Raw genomic sequence first — 25,374 nt, 5'->3', positions numbered from 1 at the left:
TCTATACGCTTCACCCATTATTTTTTGGACGGGCGAGTTCAAGCCTTCCCCAAGGTTTCGCCGTCCTTTTTTATTCCAGCCGGCAATCCGGCGTTCCGCGCCAGGTCACCCGGGCCGGTCGATAGGAGTGAGTCATGTCTGAAGTACGCCATTCGCGTGTGATTATTCTCGGTTCCGGCCCTGCCGGTTACAGCGCCGCGGTCTATGCCGCCCGCGCCAACCTGAAGCCGTTGCTGATCACCGGCATGCAGGCCGGTGGCCAACTGACCACCACCACCGAAGTCGACAACTGGCCTGGCGATGTACACGGCCTGACCGGCCCGGCGCTGATGGAGCGGATGCGCGAGCACGCCGAGCGTTTCGAAACCGAAATCGTCTTCGACCATATCAATGCCGTGGACTTTGCCGCCAAGCCTTACACCCTGACCGGCGACAGCGCGACCTACACCTGCGATGCGCTGATCATCGCCACCGGCGCCAGCGCCCGTTACCTGGGTCTGCCTTCGGAAGAAGCGTTCATGGGCAAGGGTGTATCGGCCTGCGCTACCTGTGATGGTTTCTTCTATCGCAACAAGCCAGTGGCTGTGGTCGGTGGCGGTAACACTGCTGTCGAAGAAGCCCTGTACCTGGCCAACATCGCCAGCACCGTGACCCTGATCCACCGTCGCGAAACCTTCCGCGCCGAGAAGATCCTGATCGACAAGCTCAACGCCCGCGTGGCCGAAGGCAAGATCATCCTCAAGCTCAACGCCAACCTGGACGAAGTCCTGGGTGACAATATGGGCGTTACCGGTGCCCGCCTGAAGAACAACGACGGCAGCTTCGACGAGCTGAAAGTCGACGGCGTGTTCATCGCCATCGGCCACACCCCGAACACCTCGCTGTTCGAAGGCCAGTTGACCCTCAAGGACGGTTACCTGGTCGTGCAGGGCGGTCGTGACGGCAACGCCACTGCCACCAGCGTTGAGGGCATCTTTGCCGCCGGCGACGTGGCCGACCACGTGTACCGTCAGGCCATCACCTCGGCCGGCGCCGGCTGCATGGCAGCACTGGACACCGAGCGTTACCTGGACGGTCTGCAGAACGCTGCACACTGATACCCAGGCCATAAAAAAACCGGCGTAAGCCGGTTTTTTTATGGGTGTTGCATTGTAGGAACCGGCTTGCCGGCGAAGAGGCCCTCGAGCCTTGCGCTGCCTATGTTGGCGCCTTCGCTGGCAAGCCAGCTCCTACAGAGTGCGGCTCAGCGGCGGGTCAGCGGTTGGGCTGCGAACTTCACCCCGGCCAGGCCGTGAGCGATCAGGGCGCGGATATTGCCGTGGTCAGTGCCTTCGGGGGTGGCCAGTACCGAGCGGTAGTGCTCGCCGAAGGCCAGCAGCGCCTCTTCGTCGCTCAGGCCTTCCAACAGGGCCAGGCCCAGGGTCTTGCACGAGCCTTCGTTCTGCCCGGCGGCGTTTTCCACGCCGCCGTTGTTGAAGGCCTGGGGCTGGTAGTCGTAACCGGCGGCGACAAAGGCCAGGGTGTCGGCAAAAGCGTGTTCACCGCTGTTCAGGCTGGCGCGCAGGGTGTTCAGATCAGTCATGGGGCTTTCCTTTGGCGAACGCCGCTTGCTGCTCGGCGCTGGCTTCTTTCTGGTAGAGATTTTTCCATTCGGCGTAGGGCATGCCGTACACCACTTCGCGGGCGTCATCGAGGCTGACCTCGATCTGGCGTTCGTCGGCCTCGGCCTTGTACCACTTGGACAGGCAGTTGCGGCAGAACCCGGCCAGGTTCATCAGGTCGATGTTCTGCACGTCCTTGCGGCTGTCCAGGTGGGCCACCAGGCGGCGAAAGGCCGCGGCTTCCAGTTCCAGGCGTTGTTGTTCGGTCATGGGTTTCTCCGGGACAGTGGCAAGTGCCAAGACAGGCACTTGCCGCTGTGGCTGTTCTCTATGCGCCAGCGCGGCTGGCCGCGAGGGTGATCGATACCGACTCGGCAAAGCGCAGGGCGTGGGGTTTGTCGACTTCGACCTCGGCGTACTGCACCGAGAGGTTGCTCATCACCAGGTCCAGCAGTTCCTGGGTCAGGCGCTCCAGCAAGGCGAAGCGATTGCCTTCAACGTGGGCAATGATTGCTTTGGTGATGGTGCGGTAGTTCAGCGCGTGATCGATGTCGTTGTCGCGCACCGCATCCTGGGCGGGATACAGGATGGTCAGGTTGATCAGCACATCCTGCTTGTTGAGGATCTCTTCCTCGTTGATTCCGATATAGGTCCGCAGGAGCAGGTCCTTGACTCGGATACGAGCCATTCCTGGCTGAAGTTGTGGCATTGCTACTTGCTCCGTCCAATCAATTGCAGGAATTCCTGGCGAGTGGTGCTCGAGTCGCGAAAGGCGCCGAGCATCACCGAGGTGTGCATGGTGGAATTCTGTTTCTCGACGCCGCGCATCATCATGCACATGTGCTTGGCTTCGATCACCACCGCGACGCCCGCGGCCTGGGTCACGCTTTGCACCGCGTCGGCGATTTCCCGGGTGAGATTTTCCTGGATCTGCAGGCGCCTGGCGAACATATCGACGATCCGGGCGATCTTCGACAGCCCCAGCACCTTGCCAGTAGGAATATAAGCCACATGGGCCTTGCCGATGAAGGGCAGCAGGTGATGTTCGCACAGGGAGTACAGCTCGATGTCGGCGACTATCACCATTTCGTCGCTGTCGGAGGCGAACAGTGCGCCATTGACGATCTCTTCCACCGACTGGCTGTAGCCATGACACAGGTACTGCATGGCCTTGGCCGCGCGCTTGGGGGTATCGAGCAAACCTTCGCGCTCGGGGTCTTCACCGAGGCCCTTGAGGATCTCGCGGTAGTGTTGGGGCAGGGAAAGGCTCATGCAAGGTCCTCGTGGGGGCCGGCTTATTTAACGTGCCGCCCGCCGTTGACGGTCAAGGTGGTGCCGGTGACATAGGGGTTGTCCAGCAGATAGCGCAGGCTCTGGTAGATCACTTCGCTGCCGGGTTCGATGCCCAGCGCGGATTTGGCCAGGGCCTTGGCGCGGTACGCCGCGTCGTCGTCGGGGTTGAACAATAGCAGGGCGGGAGCGATGCCGTTGACCTTGATTGTCGGGGCGTATTTGGCCGCGAAGGACAGCGTCAGGCTGTCCAGCCCGGCTTTGCTGGCGCAGTAGGCGATGTGCTTGCTGCTGCCCTTGCGGGTCACGTCGTCGCTGATGTGGATGATGTCCGCCGGGCTCGAGCGCTGCAGCAACTGCGCGCAATGCAGGTTGATCAGGTAGGGCGCGAGCATGTGCACGTTGAACATCTGGGTAAAGGCGGCGGTTTCCTGGCCGGGGCTTTCTTCCAGCCATTGCGAGGCGTTATGGACGATGGCTCGCAGGCGATCGGTGTGGCTTTTCACTTCGCTGATCAGGGCCAGGATTCCGGCTTCGCTGGAGAAGTCGGCATGCAGCAGGATCGCACCCTTTTCCCGCAGGGTCTGCAGGCCCGGGCGGTCGCTGCGGTAAGTGACAATCACCGGCTGCCCGTCTTCCAGCAGGCGCAGGGCACAATGCAGGCCGACACGCTGGCTGGCACCAGTGATCAGGATCGGGGCGGGGGAGGCGTTCATGGAGGGCTCGCGTCGCGGGTAGGGGAAAACTATACCAGCGGGGAAGGCCTTGTGCCTTTAGGCAAAGGGCTTCGCTGGCAAGCCAGCTCCTACACAAGCCAGCTCTTGCGCAGTATGTAGGAGCCGGCTTGCCGGCGAATCACGGATTCTGCGTCGAAGGGGCGCTCGGAAGCGGGCGGGCCGGTGTGCTGTTGAGCCAGTTGGCCAGTAGGCGGGTGGACAGCGGAATGAAGAAGTAGACCATCAATGGGGTCAAGGCCAGGGTGCTGACAAACACTCGGGGCAACAGGCTCAGGTCGCTGAGCAGGGGGCCGAGGACGAAGTTGAACAGCAGCGATACCGGGAAGAACGCCAGCCAGATGGCGACGGCCTGTTTCCAGCGCGGTGGCCGTTGCCCGGCTGCGCCGAACCAGCCATCCATACCGCTGACCCGATGTTCCGATGGGTGGGCAAACAGGTCGCTGCCCCGAGCCAGCCAGGCGGTACGCGAAGCGGAGTGTTCCCAGGTGTGCAGGGTCTGTTCGTCGGCGAAGCGGAAGATGATCTGGAATTCGTCGTCGTCAGGTGGCGGGGCCAGAACGCCGGAACCCAGATAGCCGGGAAAATCGGTGGCCAGTTGTTCGCCTTCGCGCAGCCAGGCGATCAGGTCCTGGTAACGGCCGTCGGCAACGCGCCGGGCAACCATCAGGGTGACGGGTGAGGTAGACATTATGTATCTCCGTAAAACCAATGCGCGGCCTGGGTAAGGCCGTCGCTTGACGTGGCACCGGGGTAGTGGGCCGCGCCTGAAACAAGCAAGGATTATTCCTGATTGGCGCGATGGTACCAATGACACCGGTCGGTTTTTCTCGCGCTTGAAGCATTTGCACCTGGGGGGAGTAGAATGGCCGCCACTTTGTTTATCGGTGTTTTCTCCCCAGATGCCCGTCATGACTGAACTTGCCCCCGTCGCTCCGGCTCCTGACCCCGCCCGTCAGGATGAGCTGTTTCCGATCCGTGAGGTGGCGCGCCTGACCGGAATCAACCCGGTGACCCTGCGGGCCTGGGAGCGCCGCTACGGTCTGATCCAGCCAACGCGCACCGAAAGCGGGCATCGCCTGTATTCCATGCGCGATGTTGAGGCGGTGCGAGAGATTCTTGGTTGGATCGAGCGCGGTGTGGCGGTGAGCAAGGTCGGCAAGATTCTGGCCAAGAGCCGGGCGGCTCAGGCGCAGGTCAAGGCGCCGGTGGACGACGGCCTGCAAAGCGAATACGACCAGTGGCGCGATCAGTTGAAACTGGCGGTGAACGCTTTCGATGAAGAGCAACTGGAACGCCTCTACGGGCAGGTCTTCTCCAGCTACACCTTGGCGGTGGTATTCCAGGACATTTTCCTGCCGTTCTGGAAGCAACTGCTGCAGGACCGGGACACTTTCGGCCAGACCAGCGAGTGGTTGTTCCTGGATGGTTTTTTGCGGGCGCGGATCACACAAAGGCTGTTGTTGCAGCGTGCCACTCAGCGCCAGCAACTGCTGCTGACGGCGCTCAACCCGCAGTGCCGCGAACTGGAGTTGCTGGTGGCGGCGCTGATGCTCGGGCATGACCAGATCGGTGTCCGCCTGCTGGGGCCAGGAGCGCCGTTGGATGAGCTGACCCTGGTCTGCGAAAAACTCAGGCCTGTGGCCCTGGTGGTGTTCTCCAATCATGCGCCGACGGCGGAGTTGCCCAAGCGTCTCAAGCGTCTGGCGCTGACCCTGGACTGTCCGTTGATGCTGGCCGGGGATGCGGCGGACCTGGCTCAGGAAAGCTTCAGCGGTTCGCCGGTGGCGTGCCTGGGCAATGAGGGGCGCTTGATGCAGAAGCGCCTGCGGCAGTTCCTCAGCGGTCGCCTGGACACCTGAAGCCGCTGCCGCTCAGTCTCAGGCGTGCAGGGCCGGATGGGTATGGCGGTGCTGCTGGAGGATGAACTGGCGCAGGCGTTCGGTTTCTTCCGCGTCACTCTGATCCAGGCGATAGGCGTAGAAACCGGCTTCGGTCTGGCGCTCGAAGCGCCCGTGCAGGGCAATCCGTTCATATCCCGAAGGGCTGAACCACTGGGCGAACTGCTTGGGCGGACGGGTCCGGTTGCGGATCTCCAGCAACACGCCCTTGAACGACACTTCCCGCACCCACAGGCGTCCGGGCTGGCCACGGGAGTTTTCCAGGGCCACCGGCTCTTCCAACGCTAAGCGCCAGGGCCGGATCATGGGGCCGTCCTCGAAGATGCTCGGCACCCCCAGGCGCAGATGCAGGGCATGGAACTCGTCTTCCACCAGATGCAGGGGGAAGGTCATCTGCTGATTGTCGAAGTGGGCCTGGATGGTGACCTTTTCATTGGCAGCCAGACGGGTCAGCAGGTCACGGATCTGCGAGCCGCCATTGACCAGCAGGCTCGATGTGGCATCGCGCACATTGAGCTGCGGGTTGTGCTGCATGGTCTGGATGAAGTCCAGTTCATCCTGGGTGAGGAGAGCGTCACGCTGCATGATGTTGCTCGAAGGGTGGAGGACAAATCGGCGGGGAATATCCCTACAGACCACTAAACCTGCGACTTATTAGAGCCGTCGGTCGCCTTGAGTGCGGCGAGTTCGGCTTGCACTGCGGCCAACTGCTGCTCCAGCTGGAGCAAACGTTGCTGCGCCTTGATCTGCACGCTGACGTCTTTCTGCACACCAATGAAATAGGTCAGTTGATCGCTGTCGTTGAATACCGGGGTGATCGACAGCTCGTTCCAGAAGTGGCTGCCGTCCTTGCGATAGTTGCGCAGCACCTCGCGGCACGGCTGACCCTGGCTCAGGGCCTGGCGAATCCGTTCCAGCCCCGGCTGGTCACGGTCTCCGGACTGCAGGAAACGGCAGTCCTGATACAGCACTTCGTCGGCGCTGTAGCCGGTCAGTCGCTCGAAAGCCGGGTTCACGTAAATCACGATGTTGTCTTCGCCTTCCTGTTCCGCGACCACAATCCCGTCGTTGGAGGCGTTGATCATCTTTTGCAGCAGATGAGCGTTGATCATCCCGAAGTTCCGCTATCGATCAGCAAGTGCTGGATTCTAAGGCACGCTGGCACGCTGTCCACAGGCACTTTTGAGCTGTGCGGGGCACCAGAAGCGGGATTTTACTCCGTAGCTGGTAATATCCCAGTCTTTTAGTCAGCTTCAGGAACAGATTGATGAAAGTCGCCATCCTTTCCGGCTCGGTGTACGGCACGGCTGAAGAAGTCGCCCGGCACGCCGCCAAGCTCCTCAACGCCGCAGGTTTTGAGGCCTGGCACAACCCGCGGGCCACTCTGGCCGAGCTTCAGGCCTTCGCCCCACAGGCGTTTCTGGCCGTGACCTCGACCACCGGCATGGGCGAGTTGCCGGACAACCTGCTGCCGCTGTATTCGAGCATTCGCGATCAGTTGCCCGCCGCCTGGCGCGGGCTGCCCGGAGCGGTGATCGGCCTGGGGGATTCCAGCTACGGCGATACCTTCTGTGGCGGTGGCGAGCAGATGCGTGAGCTGTTTGCCGAGCTGGGAGTGGAAGAAGTGCTGCCGATGCTGCGCCTGGACGCCAGCGAGAGCGTGACCCCGGAAACCGATGCCGAGCCCTGGCTGGCCGAGTTGATCAGCGCACTGCGGGGCTGACCGGCTGTTCCCGTAGCAGCGCCAGCCAGGCTTGCGCTGCCTTGGACAGATACGCGCCCTGGCGCCAGATGAAGGCAATGTCCCAGCGCAGATAGTCCGGGGCCTTCAGCGTCAGGCGCACCACCCCCGGCCGCACCAGGCCGCGGGCCACCACACTGGGCAGCAGCACCACGCCTTGACCGGCGGCCACCAGCGCCGCGAGAAAGTCCGCCTGGCCGCTGCGTCCCCCTTCCTTAGGCGTGAAGCCCACCTGCTGGCAGGCCTGGAGCAGCCGGTCGTTGAGCACAAAGCTGCGCTGATAGAGGAGGAAGGGTGTATCCGCCAGTTCTTCCAGGCGCACCTGGGCGTTCATCGCCAGGGGATGCTCGGCGGGCAACAAGGCATCCAGGGGCTCATCGCAGAAGGGTTGATAGGCAAATGCCGGGTCCTTGGGGGTCAGGCTGCCTCCCAGTTCCAGCTCACCGTTGCGCACCGCCTGTTCCACATTCAGGCTGCCGCCTTCGAGCAGTTGCACCTGGATATTCGGGTAGCGCCGGCGGTATTCGGCGAAACGGCTGGCGAACAGTGCATCGCTGCCCAGCAGCGGCAGACCCAGGCGCAGTTCACCCCGTGCCAGTTGGCTCAGGTCATCCAGTTCGCTGAGCAGTTCATGGCGCAGACGCAGCATGCCCTCGGCCCGTTGCAGCACCACGCCACCGGCGGCGGTGAGATGGATGTGCGAGCCCTGGCGCTCCAGCAGGGGCGTGCCGAGGCTCTGTTCCAGTTGCGCGATCTGCTTGCTGACCGCCGACTGGCTGATGTGCAGCGTCCTGGCCGCCTGGGTGAAACCGCCCTGGCGGATCACTTCGACGAAACTGCGCAGTTGTTTGAAATCCATGGTGGTGATTCCAGATTGGAATGGTTTCAAGTCTAACAATTCGCTTCGGTGATGCAGGGGCTTTTCATAAAATAGGCCCTTGAGAGGACTGAACCACCATGAACATTTCCACCTGCAAACGCCTGGGCCGCCTGATCTGTGAACTGGCGGTGCTGCTGGCCATTTACTTTCTCGGTTGCCAGCTGGCCATCTGGCTGCCCTGGCCGATTCCCGGCGGGGTCATCGGCCTGGCGCTGTTGCTGCTGGCCTTCGCCCTGGGCTGGGTCAAGCCGGCGGCGTTGCAACTGGGGGCCGGCCTGCTGATGGCGGAGATGCTGCTGTTCTTCATTCCGGCGCTGATGAGCTTGCTGGACTACGGCGGCCTGCTGCGTCAGGACGGCTGGCGGATTCTGCTGGTGATCGGCATCAGCACCCTGCTGGTGATGCTGGTGACCGCACTCACGGTGGAGATGGTCTGCCGCTGGAGGGTGCGCCATGAAGCTTGAACTGATGCCGATGTTCTGGCTGGCCCTGACCCTGGGGGCGTATCTGTTCAGCCGCTGGATCTATCGGCGCACCGGGCGCTACCTGCTGTCGCCGCTGATCCTGGTGCCGGCCCTGCTGTTGGCGGTTGCCGTGCCGCTGCACACCGCCTATGCCGAGTACGCCGCCAACACCCACTGGCTGATGCTGGTGCTGGGGCCGGTGACCGTCGCCTTCGCCATTCCCATCTGGCAGCAGCGGCAGTTGCTGATACGTCACTGGTCGGCCCTGTTGCTGGGCATGCTGGCGGGCAGCGCCGCGTCCATCGGCAGTTCCTTCGGCCTGGCCAAGGCCCTGGCCCTGGACAGCTCGGTGACCCTGTCCCTGGTGCCACGCTCCATCACCACGCCGTTTGCCATGCCCCTGGCCCATGACCTGGGCGGCGTGCCTGAGTTGACGGCGGTGTTCGTGATGTTCACCGGGGTGTTCGGCGCCATGCTCGGGGGTGTGCTGCTGCGCTGGCTGCCCCTGCGCAGTGCCCTGGCCCGGGGCGCGCTGTTTGGCGTCGGCGCCCACGGAGCCGGAGTCAGCCGGGCCCATGAAGTCGGTGGGGAAGAGGGTTCGGTGGCCGGTCTGGTGATGGTGCTGACCGGGTTGCTGAACCTGTTCGCCGCCCCTTTGCTGGCGTCGGTGCTTTGACGTAAAGCCGCGGGCCAGAGCCTGTTTGCCGGCTGACCCGCTCGGTCATCAAGCTGGCTGCCAATGCAACTCCGCAGCTGACGCGGGCTGTCTAGACTCTGAGGGTTCTCTCATCCAATAAGAACCATCACCGAGGTCCTTGCCGTGAGCCTAGCCCCCGTTCAATCGACACCGAGTGTAAAAAACCAAGTCAGCGCCATCGAGTGGCAAACCCGCCTGGATCTCGCCGCCTGCTACCGCCTGGTGGCCATGCATGGCTGGGACGACCTGATCTTCACCCACATCTCCGCCAAGGTACCGGGAACCGAAGACTTCTTGATCAACCCGTTCGGCATGATGTTCCACGAGATCACCGCCTCGAGCCTGGTGAAGGTCGACCAGGCCGGTAACAAGCTGATGGACAGCTCCTACGAGATCAACCCGGCGGGCTACACCATTCACAGTGCCGTGCACGCGGTGCGCCACGATGTGCTCTGTGTGCTGCATACCCACACCGCCGCCGGGGTCGCGGTGTCGGCGCAGAAGCAGGGCGTGCTGCCCATCAGCCAACAGTCGCTGTTCGTGCTGTCGAGCCTGGGCCATCACCCTTATGAAGGCGTGGCCCTGAACCCCGAAGAGAAAGAGCGGCTGCAGGCCGACCTGGGGGACAACAGCTTTCTGTTGCTGCACAACCATGGCTTGCTGACCTGCGGCGCGAGCATCGCCGATACCTTCCTGATGATGTTCACCTTCCAGCGTGCCTGCGAGATCCAGGTGCTGGCGCAGAATGGCGGCGCCGAGCTGATCACTATTCCCGCGTCGATCCTGGCCGGGGCCAAGGCGATGATCGCCGGGGTCACCCGCAGTGCCCAGGGCATGGGGGGCGCACTGGCCTGGCCGGCCCTGTTGCGCAAACTCGATCAACTCGACCCGGGTTATAAAGTCTGATGCCTATCGCCGAGATTCCTCTTTGTGTCTGGCGCAAGCACGGCAAGGACTTCGTGTTTCGCGGCCAGCACATTCGTTACTGGGTGGCGGGGCAGGGCGAACCGCTGCTGTTGATCCATGGATTCCCCACGGCCAGTTGGGACTGGCATTACCTGTGGCAACCCCTGGCGCGGCGCTATCAGGTGATCGCCTGCGACATGCTCGGCTTCGGCGATTCGGCCAAGCCTCTGGACCACGAGTACAGCCTGCTGGAGCAGGCCGACTTGCAGCAGGCGCTGCTGGCTCATTTGCGGATCCAGGAGCCGCTGCACCTGCTGGCCCATGACTACGGCGACAGCGTCGCCCAGGAACTGCTGGCCCGGCATTACGAAGAGCGGATCGAAATCGCCAGCTGCGTGTTCCTCAATGGCGGTCTGTTTCCGGAAACCCATCGCCCGGTGCTGACCCAGAAGCTGTTGCTCAGCCCTGTGGGCTGGATGCTCGGGCGGGTGTTCAGCCGCCAGGGGCTGGCGAACAGTTTTCGGCAGATCTTCGGCCCCCAGACGCGCCCCAGCGAGTCGGTCCTGGATGACTTCTGGAGCCTGGTGCAAAGCAACAACGGGCCGCGCATCCTGCACAAGTTGATCGCTTACATCCCCGAGCGGCGGGCGCAGCGCGAGCGTTGGGTCGGCGCCATGCAACGCGGCGAGGTGCCGCTACGGGTGATCGATGGCGCCCAGGACCCGATTTCCGGGGCGCACATGGTGGAGCGCTATCGTCAGTTGATCGCTGAGCCGGACACGGTGCTGCTGCCGGGTATCGGCCATTACCCACAGATTGAAGCGCCGTTGCCGGTGCTCAAGCATTACCTGGGGTTTCGCGACAGGTTGCTCGCGCCGCCACGCCAGGCAGTGGGCTCCTGAGCGCCAGGGCCACTGTGTGGCCCAAGGCAGGGGCGCGGTCTTGAGCGGGCGGGGCGATTATCCCGCTGTCTTATTGGGCACCATTCAGGCCCGGACGTTTTTATTGTGACCGCCGGCCGCCTGCCTGACACTCGAAGGATTGTCCATTGGCCCTGCTGGAGTTCGGTATGAGTGAGTCTGTGCGCTTGGAAGACAAAGTGGTGATCATCACCGGAGCCGGCGGAGGCTTGGGGCGGGCCCATGCGTTGCTGTTCGCCAAACATGGGGCCAAGGTGCTGGTCAACGACCTGGGGGGCTCGGCCCAGGGCGAGGGCGCCAGTGCCTCGGCCGCGGATCGGGTGGTGGCGCAGATCCGCGAGGCCGGGGGCATCGCCGAGGCCAACCATGACTCGGTGACCGATGGCGAAAAGATCGTGCAGAACGCCCTGGATGTGTTTGGCCGGGTCGATGTGGTGGTCAACAACGCTGGCATCCTGCGGGACAAGACCTTCCACAAGATGGAGGACACCGATTGGGACCTGGTGTACCGGGTGCATGTGGAAGGGGCCTACAAAGTCACTCGCGCCGCCTGGCCGCACCTGCGGGACCAGGCGTATGGACGGGTGATCTTCACCGCCTCCACCTCGGGCATCTACGGCAACTTCGGCCAGTCCAACTACGGCATGGCCAAGCTGGGCCTGTATGGCCTGACCCGGACCCTGGCGATCGAGGGGCGCAAGAACAATATCCTGGTCAACGCCATTGCCCCTACCGGTGGCACGCGCATGACCGAAGGCCTGATTCCGCCTCAGGTGTTCGAGCAGCTCAAGCCGGAACTGGTGAGCCCGCTGGTGGTGTACCTGGGCAGCGAGCAGTGCGAGGAAACCTCCGGCCTGTTCGAGGTAGGCGGCGGCTGGATCGGCAAGGTGCGCTGGGAGCGCAGCCTGGGCGCCGGTTTCGATCCGCACCAGGGCTTTTCGCCGGAAGATGTGGCGGCCCACTGGCAGCAGATCTGCGATTTCGAGGGGGCGTCCCACCCCAAGGACAACATCGAAGCGCTGAAAGAGATGATGCAGAATCTGCAAAAGTACGCACTCTGACTTCCATCCGGGGAGGTCTTGCGGTCCGGTGATCGGCGCCCTGCGTTGCTGATCACCGGGCGGTCTTTCCAGGCTTGAAAATAGCCGGTCAATGACGCATCGGGCCTTGAGCCCCGGCGGTTGTACTCCTGCAGCGTTCGTCTCTATGCTCGACGGTTACCGAACGAACAAGGAGCGCTTGATATGTACGAGTCAAAGGACCAGCCGGTATTGTCGAGATTGCTGTTTATCCGACGCTTATGTGTTCACGGCCTGGTGGTTCTGGCCCTGATCATCTTTTCGGTTTTGCTGGGTATCAGCGGTCTGCTGTACTTCGAACAGGACATTTCCTTTCACGACGCCTTGTATGACGCAGCCATGATCCTTGGCGGCATCGGGCCCATCAACATGCCGCAAACCCCTGGCGGCAAACTGTTTTTTGCCACGTACGGGCTTTATACCAATCTGGTTTTTGCCGCCACCCTGGGCTTGATCCTGTCACCGGTGGCGCACCGTCTGCTGCACAAGTTTCATTACGATGAAAGTGATGACGACCGCCTGTAAGTGCAACTTGGCTTTTATATTCCAGGCATAAAAAAGGCCGCTGCAAGAGCAGCGGCCAAAGTAAGACGTTAGATCAAGGAGCTACAAAATCAACGTCGGTGAACCTGGGGTAGCGGCCTGAACTGAAGCCCTTCAAGCCTGCTGGAAATCTGTTTCGGGAAACGGCCGCCGGGCGCTTTGCGCGGCAGTGGCGTGGCGCTGTTTGCCGTGACTGCGAGGCAAGAATAAGCCCTGGCGTGACCTGGAAAAATAGCGATTCAGGACAAGGACTGTTACAGCATGAGCAACAGTCCAGAGGGGGCGCAGCACCTGTATCGATGCACTTGATGGGCTCGTATCCAGCCCGTGGATACGCCTCTGAGCGGCCCCCGTGGCAAGGGCACTCATCCTTTCGGGCGACAACTCGAATACCTCCTTGGTGCGCTTATCGGCCGTGGTACCCCGGCAGTAGGGTGAGCCTCCTGTCACTCACCGGGGAAGACGCATGACAAGAACAACAATGCGCGCCATCTTCAAACCGCAGGCGCTGGCCGTCGCGGTGGCGTTGGGCTGTAGCTCCCAGGCTCAAGCGGTCTCGTTCAACATCGGAGAAATCGAAGGGCAGTTCGACTCGTCGTTATCGGTCGGCGCCAGTTGGGGCATGCGCGATGCCGACCGGGCGTTCGTCGGTACGGTCAACGGCGGCACCGCGCAGTCTTCCACCGGCGACGATGGCCGCTTGAACTTCAAGAAGGGCGAGACCTTCTCGAAGATCTTCAAGGGCCTGCACGACCTTGAGCTCAAGTACGGCGACACCGGCGTCTTCGTTCGCGGCAAGTACTGGTACGACTTCGAACTCAAGGACGAAGACCGCGAGTTCAAACCCATCAGCGACCACAACCGCAAGGAGGGCGCCAAGTCCTCGGGGGCGCAGATTCTCGACGCCTTCGTCTACCACAACTACTCCATTGCCAACCTGCCGGGTACCGTGCGCGCCGGCAAGCAGGTGGTCAGCTGGGGCGAAAGCACCTTCATCGGCAACTCCATCAACAGCATCAACCCGGTGGACGTCTCGGCCTTTCGCCGCCCCGGGGCCGAGATCAAGGAAGGTCTGGTGCCGGTGAACATGCTGTTCGCTTCCCAGGGCCTGACCAACCAGTTGACTGTGGAAGGCTTCTATCAGTTGGAGTGGGACCAGACCGTGGTGGACAACTGCGGCACCTTCTTCGGCAACGATGTGGTGGCCGATGGCTGTACCACCGGCTACACCGTCGGCAGCCCGGCGATCGCACCGTTGCAACCGGTGGCAGCGGCCTTCGGCCAGGGCTTTCAGGTAACCCGCGAGGGGGTGATCCTGCCCCGCGGCGGTGACCGCGACGCCCGGGACTCCGGGCAGTGGGGCGCGGCCCTGCGCTGGCTCGGCGACGACACCGAGTACGGCTTGTACTTCATGAACTACCACGCGCGCAGCCCGGTGGTGAGTACCACCACGGCCAACATCAGCCCGGCCACCTTGGGGGCTATCGGCGCCGCGGGAGCCGCGGCCGCTCCCACTGTTCCCGGCGCGGGGGCCAGCCTGGTGCAAAGCGTGATGCTCGGCCGTGGCCAGTACTACCTCGAATACCCGGAAGACATCCGCCTGTATGGCGCCAGCTTCTCCACCACCTTGCCCACGGGCACTGCCTGGACCGGCGAGATCAGCTACCGGCCCAATGCCCCGGTGCAGGTCAACACCAACGACCTGACCCTGGCCCTGCTCAACCCCATCGCCGGGGGCGCGGCTTCACCGATCAAGACCGCCATGGGCGCCGACAACACTGGCTACCGGCGCAAGGAAATCACCCAGATCCAGAGCACCATGACCCAGTTCTTCGATCAGGTGCTGGGGGCCGATCGCCTGACCCTGGTGGGCGAAGCGGCGATCGTCCGGGTCGGTGGCCTGGAGGACAAAAGCAAGCTGCGCTACGGCCGTGATTCGGTCTACGGCCAGTACGGCTATGGCGGCGACACCGACGGGTTTGTCACCGCCACCTCATGGGGCTATCGCGCCCGGGCCATCCTCGACTACAGCAACGTGATCGGCGGGATCAACTTCAAGCCCAATCTGTCCTGGTCCCATGACGTCAACGGCTATGGCCCCAACGGCTTGTTCAACCAGGGCGCCAAGGCCCTCAGCGTTGGCGTCGATGCCGATTACCGCAACACCTACACCGCCAGCCTCAGCTACACCGACTTCTTTGGCGGGCGCTACAACACCCTTACCGACCGGGATTTTCTCGCGTTGAGCTTTGGCGTGAACTTCTGAATCGGCTCAAGAAGGAGCACTTGAATGCGCAAGATGATTCTGCAATGCAGCGCCCTGGCACTCGGCCTATGGGCGGCCAACCTGATGGCCGCAGTGAGTCCGGAAGAAGCCGCCAAGCTGGGCACCAGCCTGACTCCCGTGGGGGCGGAAAAGGCCGGCAACGCCGATGGCTCGATTCCGGCCTGGACCGGCGGCATCCCGAAGAACGCCGGGGCAGTGGACAGCAAGGGCTTTCTCGCCGACCCCTTCGCCACTGAAAAGCCGCTGTTCATCATCACCGCGGCCACGGCGGACAAGTACCAGGACAAGCTTTCCGCAGGGCAGTTGGCGATGTTCAAACGCTACCCGGACAGCTACCGGATTCCGGTCTATCCCACCCATCGCAGCGTCGGCCTGCCACCGGAGATCTACGAATCGGCCAAGCGCAGCGCGCTGAACGTGACCACCACCAACGACGGCAACGGGTTGGCCAATTTCACGGGCAACCGCTACTACGCCTTCCCGATTCCGAAGAACGGCATCGAGGTGCTGTGGAACCACCTGACCCGCTATCACGGCGGCAACCAGAAACGCATCATCACCCAGGCCACCCCCCAGACCAACGGCAGCTACACCTCGATCCGCTTTGAAGAGGAAGTGGCGGCGCCCCAACTGATCCCCGACCTGGACCCGGCCAAGGGGGCCAACGTGCAGAACTTCTTCAAGCAGTCGGTGACCGCTCCGGCGCGGCTGGCGGGTAACGTACTGCTGGTCCATGAAACCCTGGATCAGGTCAAGGAGCCCCGTTCGGCCTGGATCTACAACGCCGGGCAGCGCCGTGTGCGCCGCGCCCCACAAGTGGCCTACGACGGTCCGGGGACCGCGGCCGACGGGCTGCGGACTTCGGACAACTTCGACATGTTTTCCGGAGCGCCCGATCGTTACGACTGGAAACTGGTGGGCAAGAAGGAGATGTACATCCCCTACAACAGCTACAAGCTGGACTCCCCGAGCCTCAAGTACGACGACATCATCAAGGCTGGGCACATCAACCAGGACCTGACCCGTTACGAACTGCACCGGGTCTGGGAAGTGGTGGGCACGGTCAAGCCCAACCAGCGGCATATCTATGCCACCCGGCACATGTACATCGACGAGGACAGCTGGCAGGTGGCGCTGGTGGATCACTACGACGGTCGTGGCCAACTGTGGCGAGTGGCCGAAGGGCACGCGCAGTATTACTACGACCATCAGGTTCCGGCCTACACCCTGGAAGCCCTGTATGACCTTAACGCCGGTCGCTACCTGGCCCTGGGCATGAAGAACGAGGAAAAGCACAGCCTGGAGTTCGGCTTTGCCGCCAAAGCTGCCGACTACACACCGGCCGCGTTGCGCGCCAGCGGGGTACGCTAGGCAGCGGTGACGCACGAGTACAAAGGCGACCGTGCGGTCGCCTTTTTTATGGGGCTGGATCAGCCCGCTGAATACTTCTTCAACAGGTCGGGAGGTCGGGGCTAGGGTGGGAGCACGCTGGCTAAAACTATAAAAAGGCATGCTGCAATGACTGCCATGACTCGTTGTCCAGAGCGTTCCGGGTTCATGCCCCGTTTGTCTTCCCATCATTTTCCACGTGGCCACCTGAGTACGCCGTTGCTGGCCTCCAGTGCGCGGGTCAAGTTGTTGTGTGCACCCGCCGGCAGTGGCAAGACTGCACTGCTCAGCGAATGCCTGCAGCAGGCGCCCGCTTCGTGCCGGGTCATCTGGTTGCCTCTGGGTGGTGCGCGCCAGAGTCCGGAAGACTTGTGTCGTGCCCTGGCCGCTGCCCTGGGCCAGGCCGATGCCGATCCGACCGCGTTGCTGCAGCACCTGGCCCATCTGCCCAGTCCGGCCTGGCTGTGCATCGATGACTATTGCCGGCTGCCGGCGGCGGACCTGGACGGGCTGCTGGACCGCTTGCTGAGCATCGACAATCCCTTGCTCACCTGGTGGATCGGCAGTCGCCGTCGCCCCCAATGCAACTGGCCCCGCCTGTTGCTGGACGACCAGCTCTACGAACTGGACGGCAGCGCCCTGGCCTTCAGCCAGAGCGATATCGAGCAACTGTTGCAACGCTTGCCGCAACCTTTGTGTGCGCAGACCGCCAGCCGCATCCTGCAACGCAGTGGCGGCTGGTGTGCCGGGGTGCGTATCGCCTTGCTCGATGGCAGCGAGCGGGTGACCCAACCCTGTAAGCCAGGGCGCCCCAACACCTTGCTGGAATACCTGGAGCACGAGCTGTTCAGCGTGTTGCCGGCGGAACTGGCGGAGGTCTGGCAAGTGCTGGCCCATATGCCGCGGTTCAATGCCGAGCTGTGCGAGCATCTGTTTGGCGCCGGGGAAGGGGCCCAGTACCTGCGTACCCTGCAGGACCTGGCCTGCTTTATCGAACCCTGGGAAGGCAGCGCCGACTGGTTGCAGGTGTTCCCGCCCCTGGCCCGGCTGATGCGGGACGAAGCCTGGCCCACCGGGCGCTCCTGGCATCGACGGGCTTGCCAGTGGTTTACCGCTCAAGAGGACTGGCAGTCGGCCTTTGAGCAGGCGCTATTGGCCGAGGAGTATGACGTCGCGGTCAGCTTGCTGGAGCATTTCAATTTCGAGTTCCTGTTCCAGCAGCACAACGGGTTGTTGCTGTTGCAACTGCATGAGCGGCAGGGCGCCGAGTTGCTGCTGGGCAGTCCGCAGTTACTGGGGTTGCTGGTGGCGGCCATGCTGTTCGCCGGACGCTTCGAACAGGCCGGGCAATGCATGGCCCAGATGGCACGGTTCGCACCGCAACCTTCGGCCGTTGAACAACGCCAACTGCTGGCTCGCTGGCAGGCACAACAGGGTTGGCTGTTGCATTTGGCTGGGCGGATGGACGCCGCGCGGCAGCACTTTCTCGACGCCTTGAGCGAACTGGCAGACAGCGCCTGGACCACCCGTTTGCTGTGCCTGTCCGGGCTGACCCAGCAAGCACTGCTGTGCGGTGAGCTGGATGTGGCCCAGTCCCTCAATCGCGAGGCGCTGTGTCTGGCCCGGGCCCAGGATGCGTTGCTATTCGAAGGCTTGCTGGAGCTCGACCATGCCCAATTGCTGGAGCAACGCGGCGCGCCCCATCGAGCGCAAAGCTTGCTGGAGCAGGTGATCGAGCGTTTGTCCGGGCAAGCGCTGCGCGCCACGCCCTTGCTCGGGCGCCTGGCCTTGCGCCTCGGCCGGCTGGCGTTGCGCCAGGGACACGATGGGCAAGCGGCCGAGTATTTTCGCCGAGGGCTCGAGGACTGCCTGGTCAGTCATGACAAGCGCGCTTTGTATGGCTTTCTCGGTGAAGCCCAGTTGGCGGCCAACCAGGGCGACTACGCCCAGGCGTTCGTTCGCCTGCGGGACGCCGAGCGGCTGATGCAGCAACGGCAGATCCCCGACACTGTCTACCGTGGCGTGCTGTTGCAGGTCAGCAGCCAGCTCTGGCTGCAGCAGGGCCGGCCGGAGCTGGCCCACGAAGCCTTGAGCCGGTTGCTCCGGCACTTTCGCGGGCCCCAGGCCCTGCAGGCGCCGCCGGCCACCCTGGAGTTGATCCCGAGCATCGAGTACCTGCTGGTGTTGGCCGAGGTTGATCTGGGGCGGGCCCAGGCGCCGGTCGCCACGTTGCAGGGGCTGCTGGCACGGGCCCAGCGCCACGGCATGCTGGGGCTGGAGGCGCAGGTGCAGTTGGCCCTGGCCGAGGTGGCCTTCACCCTCGGCGATCAAGCCTTGGCGGCGCAGGCGTTGCAGGCCGGGCAGGAGCTGGTGGCACGCTGCAATCTGCCCCAGGCCCTGCACGAGTTGCACCTGCGGCAACCGGCGTTGTTGCAGGCGCTGGACTGCTCACAAACCACGCTTGCGGTGGCGCCGCAGGAGAGTCAGGACAGCCTGCTCAGCCTGCGGGAGTTGCAAGTGCTGCAATTGATCGCCCAGGGCTGCTCGAACCAGCAGATTGCCGAGCAGCTGTTCATTTCCCTGCACACGGTGAAGACCCATGGGCGCCGGATTCACAGCAAGCTGGGGGTGGAGCGGCGGACCCAGGCGGTGGCCAAGGCCCAGGCCCTGGGGCTGATGAGTTGAGGCGCGCCGGTTATTCGGGCTGCGGTTGATAACCCATGCGCCAGCTCACTGCAGAGCTGGCCGCCAGCAGGCGTTGGGCTGCGGGTCCATGTTCATCGGCGTGAAACAGCGATGTCGGCCCTACCACTGTCAGCACCGCGGCGATCTTGCCGGTGGCATCGAACACTGGCGCCGACAGTGCATCGACCCCAGGCATCAGCAAACCGTGGACATGGTGCAGGCCGCGCTGGCGAATCTGCTCGGCCAGTGCGTCGTGGACCTGTGGATCGGCCAGCGCATGGGGGCTGCTTGTGGACAGCTCCTGCTGACGCAGATCGAGGGTTTCCCGCTGTGGCAGGTAAGCGTTGAACACCAGTCCGGTGGATGAGCTGAGCAGGGGCAGCACCGAACCCAGTTGGGTGACCACGGTCACCGCCCGCACCGCCGGCTCGATGTGCACCACGGTCGCGCCCTGATTGCCCCACACCGCGAGGAAGCAGGTTTCGTTCAACTCATCCCGCAGCTCCGCCAGGGGCAGGGCGCCCACCTTCAAGACATCCATGCTGCCCAGGGCCGCCAGTCCCACCCGCAAGGCTTCACGACCCAGGCCGTAATGATTGGTGGCGGTGTTCTGTTCGGCAAAGCCGCTGGCGATCAACGCCTGCAGGTAACGGTGCACCTTGCTCGCGGGCATCTGCACATGTTCGGCCAGGCGCGAAAGAGAAGTGGCCGGTGACAGTTCGGCCAGGGCCTTGAGGATGTCGGTGCCGACTTCGGCCGAGCGGACTTTCTGTTTACCGGTGCTGTCGCTGGTGCTGCGCGGCTTTTCCATGGAGGTGTTGGGGTCCCGTGACAAGTGGCGGTCTTTATAGCTTGACGCTCCTGGGCAATCAAATTACGTTATGCGTAATTGGATTACGATAAAAATAACCCAGGCGTGCCGATAACTCTTGTTAAGGAGTGGTGGGCCCCTGCCTACTCCAACTTCCAGGAGGCTCCATGAACCTCGATTCTTCGGCGTCGGCCCTCAGCTATCAATCGGGCTTCGGCAATGAATTCGCCAGCGAAGCCCTGCCAGGCGCGCTGCCCGTCGGCCAGAACTCCCCGCAGAAAGCGCCCTACGGCCTGTACACCGAACTGTTTTCCGGCACCGCCTTCACCATGACCCGCAGTGAAGCCCGGCGTACCTGGATGTACCGCATCCAGCCCTCGGCCAATCACCCGGCGTTTGCCAAGCTCGAACGGCAACTGGCGGGCGGCCCCTTGGGAGATGTGACCCCCAACCGCCTGCGTTGGAACCCGTTGCCGATCCCTGCCGAGCCCACCGATTTCATTGATGGCCTGGTGGCCATGGTGGCCAACTCTGCAGCGCAGAAGCCTGCGGGCATCAGCGTCTATCACTACCGCGCCAACCGTTCCATGGAGCGAGTGTTCTTCAACGCCGACGGTGAAATGCTCCTGGTGCCGGAACTGGGCCGCCTGCGCATTGCCACCGAATTGGGCGTGCTGGACCTGGAGCCCCTGGAAATCGCCGTGCTGCCCCGGGGCCTGAAGTTCCGCGTCGAGCTGCTGGACCCACAGGCCCGTGGCTACATTGCCGAAAACCATGGTGCGCCGCTGCGCCTGCCGGACCTGGGCCCCATTGGCAGCAACGGCCTGGCCAATCCCCGGGACTTCCTGACCCCGGTGGCCCACTACGAAGACCTCAAGCAGCCCACCACCCTGGTGCAGAAGTTCCTCGGCGAACTCTGGGGCTGCGAGCTCGACCATTCGCCGCTCAACGTGGTGGCCTGGCACGGCAACAACGTGCCCTACAAATATGACCTGCGCCGCTTCAACACCATCGGCACCGTCAGTTTTGACCACCCGGACCCGTCGATCTTCACCGTGCTGACCTCACCCACCAGCGTGCCTGGCCTGGCCAACCTCGACTTCGTGATCTTCCCGCCGCGCTGGATGGTGGCCGAGAACACCTTCCGTCCACCGTGGTTCCACCGCAACCTGATGAACGAATTCATGGGCCTGATCCAGGGCGCCTACGATGCCAAGGCCGAAGGCTTCCTGCCCGGCGGCGCGTCCCTGCACAGCTGCATGAGCGCCCATGGTCCGGACGGCGAGACCTGCACCAAGGCGATCAACGTCGAGCTGCAACCTTCGAAGATCGACAACACCATGGCCTTCATGTTCGAGACCAGCCAGGTGCTGCGTCCCAGTCAGTTCGCCCTGGAATGCCCTGAGCTGCAGAACGACTACGATGCTTGCTGGGCCTCGCTGCCCGCCACCTTCAACCCGAATCGGAGATAACCCATGACCTCAACCATCACCCGTAGCTGGGTCGAGTCCGCCAACGGTCACCCCGACTTCCCGTTGCAGAACCTGCCCCTGGGGATCTTCAGCACCCAGGGTTCGGCGCCCCGCAGTGGCGTCGCCATTGGCGAACAGATTTTCGACCTGGAAGCGGCGCTGGACGCCGGCCTGTTCGAAGGCCAGGCCAAGGCCGCGGTGCAAGCCGCCCGTGGTGGTCAGTTGAATGCTTTCTTCCAGCTTGGCCGTCCAGCCCGTGTTGCCCTGCGTGAGCGCCTGCTGGAACTGCTGGGCGAGGGCAGCAGCCTGCGCGGCAAGATCGAAGCCCAGGGAGCGAAGCTGCTGCCCCTGGCGGCGGACTGCCAGATGCACCTGCCGGCCAAGATCAATGACTACACCGACTTCTATGTCGGCATCGAGCACGCGCAGAACGTCGGCAAGCTGTTCCGTCCCGACAACCCCCTGCTGCCCAACTACAAGTACGTGCCCATCGGCTACCACGGTCGCGCCTCGACCATCCGCGCTTCCGGTGCCGATGTGCGCCGGCCCAAGGGTCAGACCTTGCCGGCCGGGCAGAGCGAGCCGACCTTCGGCCCATGCGCACGCCTGGACTATGAACTGGAACTGGGTATCTGGATCGGCCAGGGCAACGAGATGGGCGAGCCCATCGCGATTGGCGATGCAGCCGAGCACATTGCCGGTTTCTGCCTGCTCAACGACTGGTCGGCGCGGGATATCCAGGCCTGGGAATACCAGCCGCTGGGGCCGTTCCTGTCGAAGAGCTTCATCACCAGCATTTCGCCCTGGGTGGTGACGGCCGAAGCCCTGGAGCCGTTCCGCCGGGCCCAGCCCCAGCGCCCTGAAGGCGACCCGCAACCCTTGCCGTATCTGCTGGACAAGCGCGATCAGGACGCAGGTGGCTTCGACATCGAGCTGGAAGTGCTGCTGATCACCCAGGCCATGCGCGAGCAGGGCTTGCCGGCGCACCGCCTGACCCTGAGCAACACTCAGCACATGTACTGGACCGTGGCACAGATGGTCGCGCACCACAGCGTCAACGGCTGCCAGTTGCAGGCCGGCGACCTGTTCGGTTCGGGCACTTTGTCCGGCCCGCAGAGCGGACAGTTCGGCAGCCTGCTGGAGATCACCGAAGGCGGCAAGAAACCTATCGAGCTGGCCTCCGGCGAGGTGCGCAAGTTCCTCGAAGACGGCGATGAAATCATTCTGCGCGGGCGTTGCAGCCGCGAAGGTTTCGCCTCCATCGGCTTCGGCGAATGCCGGGGCACTGTCCAGCCGGCCCGCTAAGGGGAGCGCCTTATGCAGCTCTATACCTACTACCGTTCCACGGCGTCCTACCGGGTGCGCATCGCCCTGGCCCTCAAGGGCCTGGAGTTCCAGGCCATCCCGGTCAACCTGCTGGTGCCCAAGGGCGGGGCGAACCGCCAGCCGGAGTACCTGGAGATCAACCCTCAGGGCCGGGTTCCGGCCCTGCGCACCGATGAAGGCGATCTGCTGATTCAGTCACTGGCGATCATCGAGTACCTGGAGGAGCGTTATCCACAGGTGCCGCTGCTGTCCAAGGATCTGGTCAGCCGCGCCCAGGAACGGGCGGTAGCCGCCATCATCGGCTGCGACATCCACCCGCTGCACAACTCCAGCACCCAGAACCTGCTGCGGGAATGGGGGCATGAAGAAGACCAGTTGCTGGTGTGGATCGACCATTGGATCAGCCAGGGCCTGGCCGCCCTGGAGCAACTGATCGGTGATCACGGCTTCTGTTTCGGGGATGAGCCGGGGCTGGCCGATGTGTTCCTGATTCCCCAGCTGTACGCCGCCGAGCGCTTCAAGGTATCCCTGGACGCCTATCCACGGATTCTTCGGGTCGCGGCCCTGGCCGCGGCGCATCCGGCGTTCCAGGCCGCGCACCCGGCCAACCAGCCCGACACCCCGGCCTGAGCCTGCACGCTGCCCCAGCTTTCGGGGCAGCGTGGCATCCGCATGACCTAGGCCCCGCAACGGGGCCTGAGCGGTCACCACCTGTGACCTGCGCAACACTGCTGCTCATAACCATAAAAAACGAACAGGTACCTTGCGATGCAAAATCAGATTGCCAGCTTTCGTGCTGCGCTCGACGCCCGCCCGGTGTCCCGCTATCAGTGGTTGCTCCTGTTGCTTCTCGCCTTGTTGCTGGTCACTGACGGCTACGATGCCCAGGTCCTGGGTTATGTGGTGCCGGCCCTGGCTCAGGACTGGGGCCTGGAAAAGTCCGCCTTCGGTCCGGTGTTCAGTGCCAACCTGCTGGGCTTGACCCTCGGCTCTCTGGCAGTGACACCGCTGGCGGACCGTTTCGGGGTACGGCGGATTCTGCTCTGTTGCGTGCTGATCTACGCCAGCCTGACGGTGCTGATGGTGTTCGCCAATTCCCTCCACAGCCTGATGGCCGCGCGCTTTATCTGCGGGATCGGCATGGGCGGTGCGATGCCCAGCGCCATGGCCCTGATGTCCGAGTATTCGCCGCCGCGTCTGCGCACCTTGATGGTGACCCTGGCCGCCTGCGGTTTCTCGTTCGGTGGTGCTGCCGGTGGTTTTGTCGCTGCCGGTTTTATCGATCGCTTCGGTTGGGAGGCGGTGTTCCTGGCTGGTGGGATCACGCCCTTGCTGCTGTTTCCGTTCCTGGTCTGGCGCCTTCCCGAGTCCCTGCCGCGCTTGCTGCGGGACGCGCCGCCCTATGCGCGCTTGCGCAAGGTCACAGCGCAGATGCTTGCGGACTGGCAGCCACCGCCCGTTGTCAGCGGCCCCGGTGAAGCACCGGCAGGCAGCAAGCTCACAGTGGTGGAGCTGTTCCGCCAGGGCTATGCGCGACCCACGCTGCTGATCTGGTCGACCTTTTTTGTCAGCCTGATCCTTCTGTATTTCATGATCAGTTGGTTGCCGACCTTGCTGCTGGAAAGTGGCCTGGCCCTGAAACAGGCCAATCTGGTGACCTCGATGTTCCTCTTCGCCGGCACCCTGGGGGCGATCTGCATGGCCTGGTTCGCCGACCGCCTCAAGCGCAAGGTGCGCCTGCTGGCGGCCGTGCTCGGCGCCGCGGCTCTGTGCACCGTGCTGCTGGGCCTGAATCACGACAACCCGCGTTATCTGGTGGTGTTCGTGTTTGCTGCCGGCTTTTGCATCATCGGCGGGCAACTGACCCTCAACGCCTTCGCCAGCAATTTCTATCCGGCGCAGGTGCGCGCCACCGGTACCGGCTGGGCGCTGGGGGTGGGACGCTTCGGTTCGATCCTGGGGCCGTTGTTCGGCAGCATGCTGCTGGCGATGCATATCCCGGTGCAGCAGATTTTCTTCTTCTGCGCGATTCCGGCGGTGCTGGCGGCCGTGCTGATCATCCAGGTGCGCTCGCCGTCCGAGGCTTGCGCGGGTGACGCGGGAGCGGCCCCCGAGCTGCAGGCGCCGCTCAAATCCTGAGGTGCTGTCGGTTCAGCGTGCCAGGTGCTTGATCATCGGCACGCAGGCCAGGGTCAGGCCCCGGGGTGACTGGTACTGGGCGATTCGCTCGCCGACGAAACCGCAATGACGGTAGAAGTCGGCGGCATTCAAGGTCGAATCCAGGATCAGGTGCGGCAGCTCGGCTTGCTGTGCCCGCTCTTCAAGGTACGCCATCATCTGCCGGCCAATCCCCTGGCCCATGTAGGCCGGGTCGACGAACACTGCGTCGACCTGTCCGGTCTCCAGGTCGAGCAGGCCGCTGGCGGTTACCAGGTCGTCGATGACGGCCACGTAGCCGGTGCCTTCCACCACTTCGATGAAGTAGTCCGCCAGGCTGCCGGCGGTCCAGATCTGCAAGTCGGCGTCGGGGTAGTGGCCGCGGCACTGGTGGTTGATGGCTTGGTTACGAATGTCGAAGACCCGTTGCGCGTCATCGCCATGAGCTTTTCTGATCAGCATGCTGTACCCGTTCCGTGGAGTGAGCCGAG

The 25,374-nt window shown here is 63.4% G+C and carries 27 protein-coding genes; 16 read left to right on the top strand and 11 right to left on the bottom strand.

All coding sequences use genetic code 11. The annotated features are described in order from the left end of the window. The first annotated feature begins 134 nt into the window (after window positions 1-134). The gene (gene trxB / locus FW796_RS03950; RefSeq protein WP_060837566.1) at window positions 135-1,097 is read left to right on the top strand and encodes a thioredoxin-disulfide reductase; all 963 of its coding nucleotides are present in this window, start codon (window positions 135-137) and stop codon (window positions 1,095-1,097) included. A gap of 146 nt (window positions 1,098-1,243) precedes the next feature. Here the strand turns inward: trxB and FW796_RS03945 are convergent, their stop codons facing one another. From FW796_RS03945 to FW796_RS03920, 6 genes are all read right to left on the bottom strand, one after another. Beyond that, a complete protein-coding gene (locus FW796_RS03945; RefSeq protein ID WP_346633605.1) occupies window positions 1,244-1,582 on the bottom strand; it encodes a HopJ type III effector protein in 339 nt (112 codons plus the stop codon). Continuing rightward, on the bottom strand, window positions 1,575-1,871 hold the full coding sequence (locus tag FW796_RS03940; protein ID WP_007929830.1) for a DUF1244 domain-containing protein: 297 nt from the start codon (window positions 1,869-1,871) through the stop codon (window positions 1,575-1,577). The genes FW796_RS03945 and FW796_RS03940 overlap by 8 nt, the downstream gene beginning before the upstream one ends. A 58-nt stretch (window positions 1,872-1,929) precedes the next feature. Further along, window positions 1,930-2,310, bottom strand: coding sequence for a dihydroneopterin triphosphate 2'-epimerase (gene folX, locus FW796_RS03935; RefSeq protein ID WP_404938241.1), 381 nt, complete (start codon window positions 2,308-2,310; stop codon window positions 1,930-1,932). A 2-nt stretch (window positions 2,311-2,312) separates the two neighbouring features. After that, entirely contained in the window at window positions 2,313-2,873 is a 561-nt protein-coding gene (gene folE, locus FW796_RS03930) for a GTP cyclohydrolase I FolE (RefSeq protein ID WP_346633603.1), read from the bottom strand. A 23-nt stretch (window positions 2,874-2,896) separates the two neighbouring features. Continuing rightward, the gene (gene folM / locus FW796_RS03925) at window positions 2,897-3,607 is read right to left on the bottom strand and encodes a dihydromonapterin reductase (protein ID WP_346633602.1); all 711 of its coding nucleotides are present in this window, start codon (window positions 3,605-3,607) and stop codon (window positions 2,897-2,899) included. A gap of 139 nt (window positions 3,608-3,746) precedes the next feature. Beyond that, window positions 3,747-4,316 (bottom strand): antibiotic biosynthesis monooxygenase, encoded by a 570-nt coding sequence (locus tag FW796_RS03920; protein ID WP_446439042.1) that lies wholly within the window; start codon window positions 4,314-4,316, stop codon window positions 3,747-3,749. Window positions 4,317-4,527: 211 nt separating this feature from the next. On the opposite strand from FW796_RS03920, the gene FW796_RS03915 reads away from it, so the two are divergent. After that, window positions 4,528-5,487, top strand: coding sequence for a MerR family transcriptional regulator (locus tag FW796_RS03915; RefSeq protein ID WP_446439041.1), 960 nt, complete (start codon window positions 4,528-4,530; stop codon window positions 5,485-5,487). An 18-nt stretch (window positions 5,488-5,505) separates the two neighbouring features. On the opposite strand, the gene FW796_RS03910 is transcribed toward FW796_RS03915, so the two are convergent. Together FW796_RS03910 and FW796_RS03905 are read right to left on the bottom strand one after the other, a co-directional pair. Then, window positions 5,506-6,111: a hypothetical protein gene (locus FW796_RS03910; RefSeq protein ID WP_346633599.1), complete on the bottom strand. Its 606-nt coding sequence runs from the start codon at window positions 6,109-6,111 to the stop codon at window positions 5,506-5,508. A gap of 53 nt (window positions 6,112-6,164) precedes the next feature. Further along, entirely contained in the window at window positions 6,165-6,638 is a 474-nt protein-coding gene (locus FW796_RS03905) for a PAS domain-containing protein (protein WP_317071491.1), read from the bottom strand. A gap of 155 nt (window positions 6,639-6,793) precedes the next feature. Between FW796_RS03905 and FW796_RS03900 the strand changes: the two genes are divergently transcribed. Beyond that, window positions 6,794-7,249: a flavodoxin gene (locus FW796_RS03900; protein ID WP_346633598.1), complete on the top strand. Its 456-nt coding sequence runs from the start codon at window positions 6,794-6,796 to the stop codon at window positions 7,247-7,249. Here the strand turns inward: FW796_RS03900 and FW796_RS03895 are convergent. Next, window positions 7,230-8,126 (bottom strand): LysR family transcriptional regulator, encoded by an 897-nt coding sequence (locus FW796_RS03895; RefSeq protein WP_346633597.1) that lies wholly within the window; start codon window positions 8,124-8,126, stop codon window positions 7,230-7,232. The two genes, FW796_RS03900 and FW796_RS03895, sit on opposite strands and share 20 nt — an antisense overlap. 98 nt (window positions 8,127-8,224) lie before the next feature. On the opposite strand from FW796_RS03895, the gene FW796_RS03890 reads away from it, so the two are divergent. The 9 genes from FW796_RS03890 to FW796_RS03850 all read left to right on the top strand — a co-directional run bounded on the left by FW796_RS03890 (window position 8,225) and on the right by FW796_RS03850 (window position 19,117). After that, on the top strand, window positions 8,225-8,611 hold the full coding sequence (locus FW796_RS03890; RefSeq protein ID WP_404938244.1) for a CidA/LrgA family protein: 387 nt from the start codon (window positions 8,225-8,227) through the stop codon (window positions 8,609-8,611). Beyond that, entirely contained in the window at window positions 8,601-9,287 is a 687-nt protein-coding gene (locus FW796_RS03885) for an LrgB family protein (RefSeq protein WP_346633595.1), read from the top strand. Before FW796_RS03890 ends, FW796_RS03885 begins: the two co-directional genes overlap by 11 nt. 144 nt (window positions 9,288-9,431) lie before the next feature. Then, a complete protein-coding gene (locus FW796_RS03880) occupies window positions 9,432-10,214 on the top strand; it encodes a class II aldolase/adducin family protein (protein WP_446439040.1) in 783 nt (260 codons plus the stop codon). Next, the gene (locus FW796_RS03875) at window positions 10,214-11,116 is read left to right on the top strand and encodes an alpha/beta fold hydrolase (protein WP_346633593.1); all 903 of its coding nucleotides are present in this window, start codon (window positions 10,214-10,216) and stop codon (window positions 11,114-11,116) included. The genes FW796_RS03880 and FW796_RS03875 overlap by 1 nt, the downstream gene beginning before the upstream one ends. Before the next feature lie 167 nt (window positions 11,117-11,283). Continuing rightward, on the top strand, window positions 11,284-12,195 hold the full coding sequence (locus FW796_RS03870) for an SDR family oxidoreductase (RefSeq protein ID WP_346633592.1): 912 nt from the start codon (window positions 11,284-11,286) through the stop codon (window positions 12,193-12,195). A 183-nt stretch (window positions 12,196-12,378) separates the two neighbouring features. Continuing rightward, window positions 12,379-12,738, top strand: coding sequence for a hypothetical protein (locus FW796_RS03865; protein ID WP_346633591.1), 360 nt, complete (start codon window positions 12,379-12,381; stop codon window positions 12,736-12,738). Between the two features lie 484 nt (window positions 12,739-13,222). Further along, window positions 13,223-15,022, top strand: coding sequence for a DUF1302 domain-containing protein (locus tag FW796_RS03860; protein ID WP_346633590.1), 1,800 nt, complete (start codon window positions 13,223-13,225; stop codon window positions 15,020-15,022). Window positions 15,023-15,046: 24 nt separating this feature from the next. After that, window positions 15,047-16,414, top strand: a complete 1,368-nt coding sequence (locus FW796_RS03855) for a DUF1329 domain-containing protein (RefSeq protein WP_346633589.1) — start codon at window positions 15,047-15,049, stop codon at window positions 16,412-16,414. A gap of 147 nt (window positions 16,415-16,561) precedes the next feature. Next, window positions 16,562-19,117: a LuxR C-terminal-related transcriptional regulator gene (locus tag FW796_RS03850; RefSeq protein ID WP_446439039.1), complete on the top strand. Its 2,556-nt coding sequence runs from the start codon at window positions 16,562-16,564 to the stop codon at window positions 19,115-19,117. A 10-nt stretch (window positions 19,118-19,127) separates the two neighbouring features. Here the strand turns inward: FW796_RS03850 and FW796_RS03845 are convergent, their stop codons facing one another. Further along, window positions 19,128-19,928 carry an IclR family transcriptional regulator gene (locus FW796_RS03845; RefSeq protein WP_123727503.1) on the bottom strand — a complete coding sequence of 267 codons (801 nt, stop codon included), beginning with the start codon at window positions 19,926-19,928 and terminating at the stop codon, window positions 19,128-19,130. A 167-nt stretch (window positions 19,929-20,095) separates the two neighbouring features. On the opposite strand from FW796_RS03845, the gene hmgA reads away from it, so the two are divergent. The 4 genes from hmgA (at window position 20,096) to FW796_RS03825 (ending at window position 24,865) form a co-directional block, all read left to right on the top strand. After that, window positions 20,096-21,400, top strand: coding sequence for a homogentisate 1,2-dioxygenase (gene hmgA / locus FW796_RS03840; protein WP_346633587.1), 1,305 nt, complete (start codon window positions 20,096-20,098; stop codon window positions 21,398-21,400). A gap of 3 nt (window positions 21,401-21,403) precedes the next feature. Next, the gene (gene fahA, locus FW796_RS03835; protein ID WP_346633586.1) at window positions 21,404-22,705 is read left to right on the top strand and encodes a fumarylacetoacetase; all 1,302 of its coding nucleotides are present in this window, start codon (window positions 21,404-21,406) and stop codon (window positions 22,703-22,705) included. A gap of 12 nt (window positions 22,706-22,717) precedes the next feature. Then, window positions 22,718-23,356, top strand: coding sequence for a maleylacetoacetate isomerase (maiA, locus tag FW796_RS03830; protein WP_346633585.1), 639 nt, complete (start codon window positions 22,718-22,720; stop codon window positions 23,354-23,356). Window positions 23,357-23,494: 138 nt separating this feature from the next. Then, window positions 23,495-24,865: an MFS transporter gene (locus FW796_RS03825; RefSeq protein WP_404938248.1), complete on the top strand. Its 1,371-nt coding sequence runs from the start codon at window positions 23,495-23,497 to the stop codon at window positions 24,863-24,865. 12 nt (window positions 24,866-24,877) lie between these two features. Here FW796_RS03825 and FW796_RS03820 read toward each other — a convergent pair whose 3' ends face one another. Next, on the bottom strand, window positions 24,878-25,345 hold the full coding sequence (locus FW796_RS03820) for a GNAT family N-acetyltransferase (protein WP_446439038.1): 468 nt from the start codon (window positions 25,343-25,345) through the stop codon (window positions 24,878-24,880). Window positions 25,346-25,374 lie beyond the last annotated feature (29 nt).

The organism is Pseudomonas sp. 910_21 (genome assembly GCF_052850735.1).
This window is presented reverse-complemented; position numbering and strand designations above follow the sequence as displayed.

Excerpts from the sequence above, each read along its gene's own strand:
- FW796_RS03900 (WP_346633598.1), top strand. The coding sequence starts at position 6,794 with ATGAAAGTCGCCATCCTTTCCGGCTCGGTGTACGGCACGGCTGAAGAA.
- FW796_RS03845 (WP_123727503.1), bottom strand. The coding sequence starts at position 19,928 with ATGGAAAAGCCGCGCAGCACCAGCGACAGCACCGGTAAACAGAAAGTC.
- folM (WP_346633602.1), bottom strand. The coding sequence starts at position 3,607 with ATGAACGCCTCCCCCGCCCCGATCCTGATCACTGGTGCCAGCCAGCGT.
- FW796_RS03945 (WP_346633605.1), bottom strand. The coding sequence starts at position 1,582 with ATGACTGATCTGAACACCCTGCGCGCCAGCCTGAACAGCGGTGAACAC.
- FW796_RS03920 (WP_446439042.1), bottom strand. The coding sequence starts at position 4,316 with ATGTCTACCTCACCCGTCACCCTGATGGTTGCCCGGCGCGTTGCCGAC.
- FW796_RS03875 (WP_346633593.1), top strand. The coding sequence starts at position 10,214 with ATGCCTATCGCCGAGATTCCTCTTTGTGTCTGGCGCAAGCACGGCAAG.
- FW796_RS03895 (WP_346633597.1), bottom strand. The coding sequence starts at position 8,126 with ATGGATTTCAAACAACTGCGCAGTTTCGTCGAAGTGATCCGCCAGGGC.
- FW796_RS03850 (WP_446439039.1), top strand. The coding sequence starts at position 16,562 with ATGACTGCCATGACTCGTTGTCCAGAGCGTTCCGGGTTCATGCCCCGT.
- FW796_RS03905 (WP_317071491.1), bottom strand. The coding sequence starts at position 6,638 with ATGATCAACGCTCATCTGCTGCAAAAGATGATCAACGCCTCCAACGAC.
- FW796_RS03940 (WP_007929830.1), bottom strand. The coding sequence starts at position 1,871 with ATGACCGAACAACAACGCCTGGAACTGGAAGCCGCGGCCTTTCGCCGC.
- FW796_RS03915 (WP_446439041.1), top strand. The coding sequence starts at position 4,528 with ATGCCCGTCATGACTGAACTTGCCCCCGTCGCTCCGGCTCCTGACCCC.
- trxB (WP_060837566.1), top strand. The coding sequence starts at position 135 with ATGTCTGAAGTACGCCATTCGCGTGTGATTATTCTCGGTTCCGGCCCT.
- FW796_RS03910 (WP_346633599.1), bottom strand. The coding sequence starts at position 6,111 with ATGCAGCGTGACGCTCTCCTCACCCAGGATGAACTGGACTTCATCCAG.
- maiA (WP_346633585.1), top strand. The coding sequence starts at position 22,718 with ATGCAGCTCTATACCTACTACCGTTCCACGGCGTCCTACCGGGTGCGC.
- hmgA (WP_346633587.1), top strand. The coding sequence starts at position 20,096 with ATGAACCTCGATTCTTCGGCGTCGGCCCTCAGCTATCAATCGGGCTTC.
- FW796_RS03860 (WP_346633590.1), top strand. The coding sequence starts at position 13,223 with ATGACAAGAACAACAATGCGCGCCATCTTCAAACCGCAGGCGCTGGCC.
- folE (WP_346633603.1), bottom strand. The coding sequence starts at position 2,873 with ATGAGCCTTTCCCTGCCCCAACACTACCGCGAGATCCTCAAGGGCCTC.
- fahA (WP_346633586.1), top strand. The coding sequence starts at position 21,404 with ATGACCTCAACCATCACCCGTAGCTGGGTCGAGTCCGCCAACGGTCAC.
- FW796_RS03855 (WP_346633589.1), top strand. The coding sequence starts at position 15,047 with ATGCGCAAGATGATTCTGCAATGCAGCGCCCTGGCACTCGGCCTATGG.
- FW796_RS03865 (WP_346633591.1), top strand. The coding sequence starts at position 12,379 with ATGTACGAGTCAAAGGACCAGCCGGTATTGTCGAGATTGCTGTTTATC.
- FW796_RS03825 (WP_404938248.1), top strand. The coding sequence starts at position 23,495 with ATGCAAAATCAGATTGCCAGCTTTCGTGCTGCGCTCGACGCCCGCCCG.
- FW796_RS03885 (WP_346633595.1), top strand. The coding sequence starts at position 8,601 with ATGAAGCTTGAACTGATGCCGATGTTCTGGCTGGCCCTGACCCTGGGG.
- FW796_RS03890 (WP_404938244.1), top strand. The coding sequence starts at position 8,225 with ATGAACATTTCCACCTGCAAACGCCTGGGCCGCCTGATCTGTGAACTG.
- FW796_RS03870 (WP_346633592.1), top strand. The coding sequence starts at position 11,284 with ATGAGTGAGTCTGTGCGCTTGGAAGACAAAGTGGTGATCATCACCGGA.
- folX (WP_404938241.1), bottom strand. The coding sequence starts at position 2,310 with ATGCCACAACTTCAGCCAGGAATGGCTCGTATCCGAGTCAAGGACCTG.
- FW796_RS03820 (WP_446439038.1), bottom strand. The coding sequence starts at position 25,345 with ATGCTGATCAGAAAAGCTCATGGCGATGACGCGCAACGGGTCTTCGAC.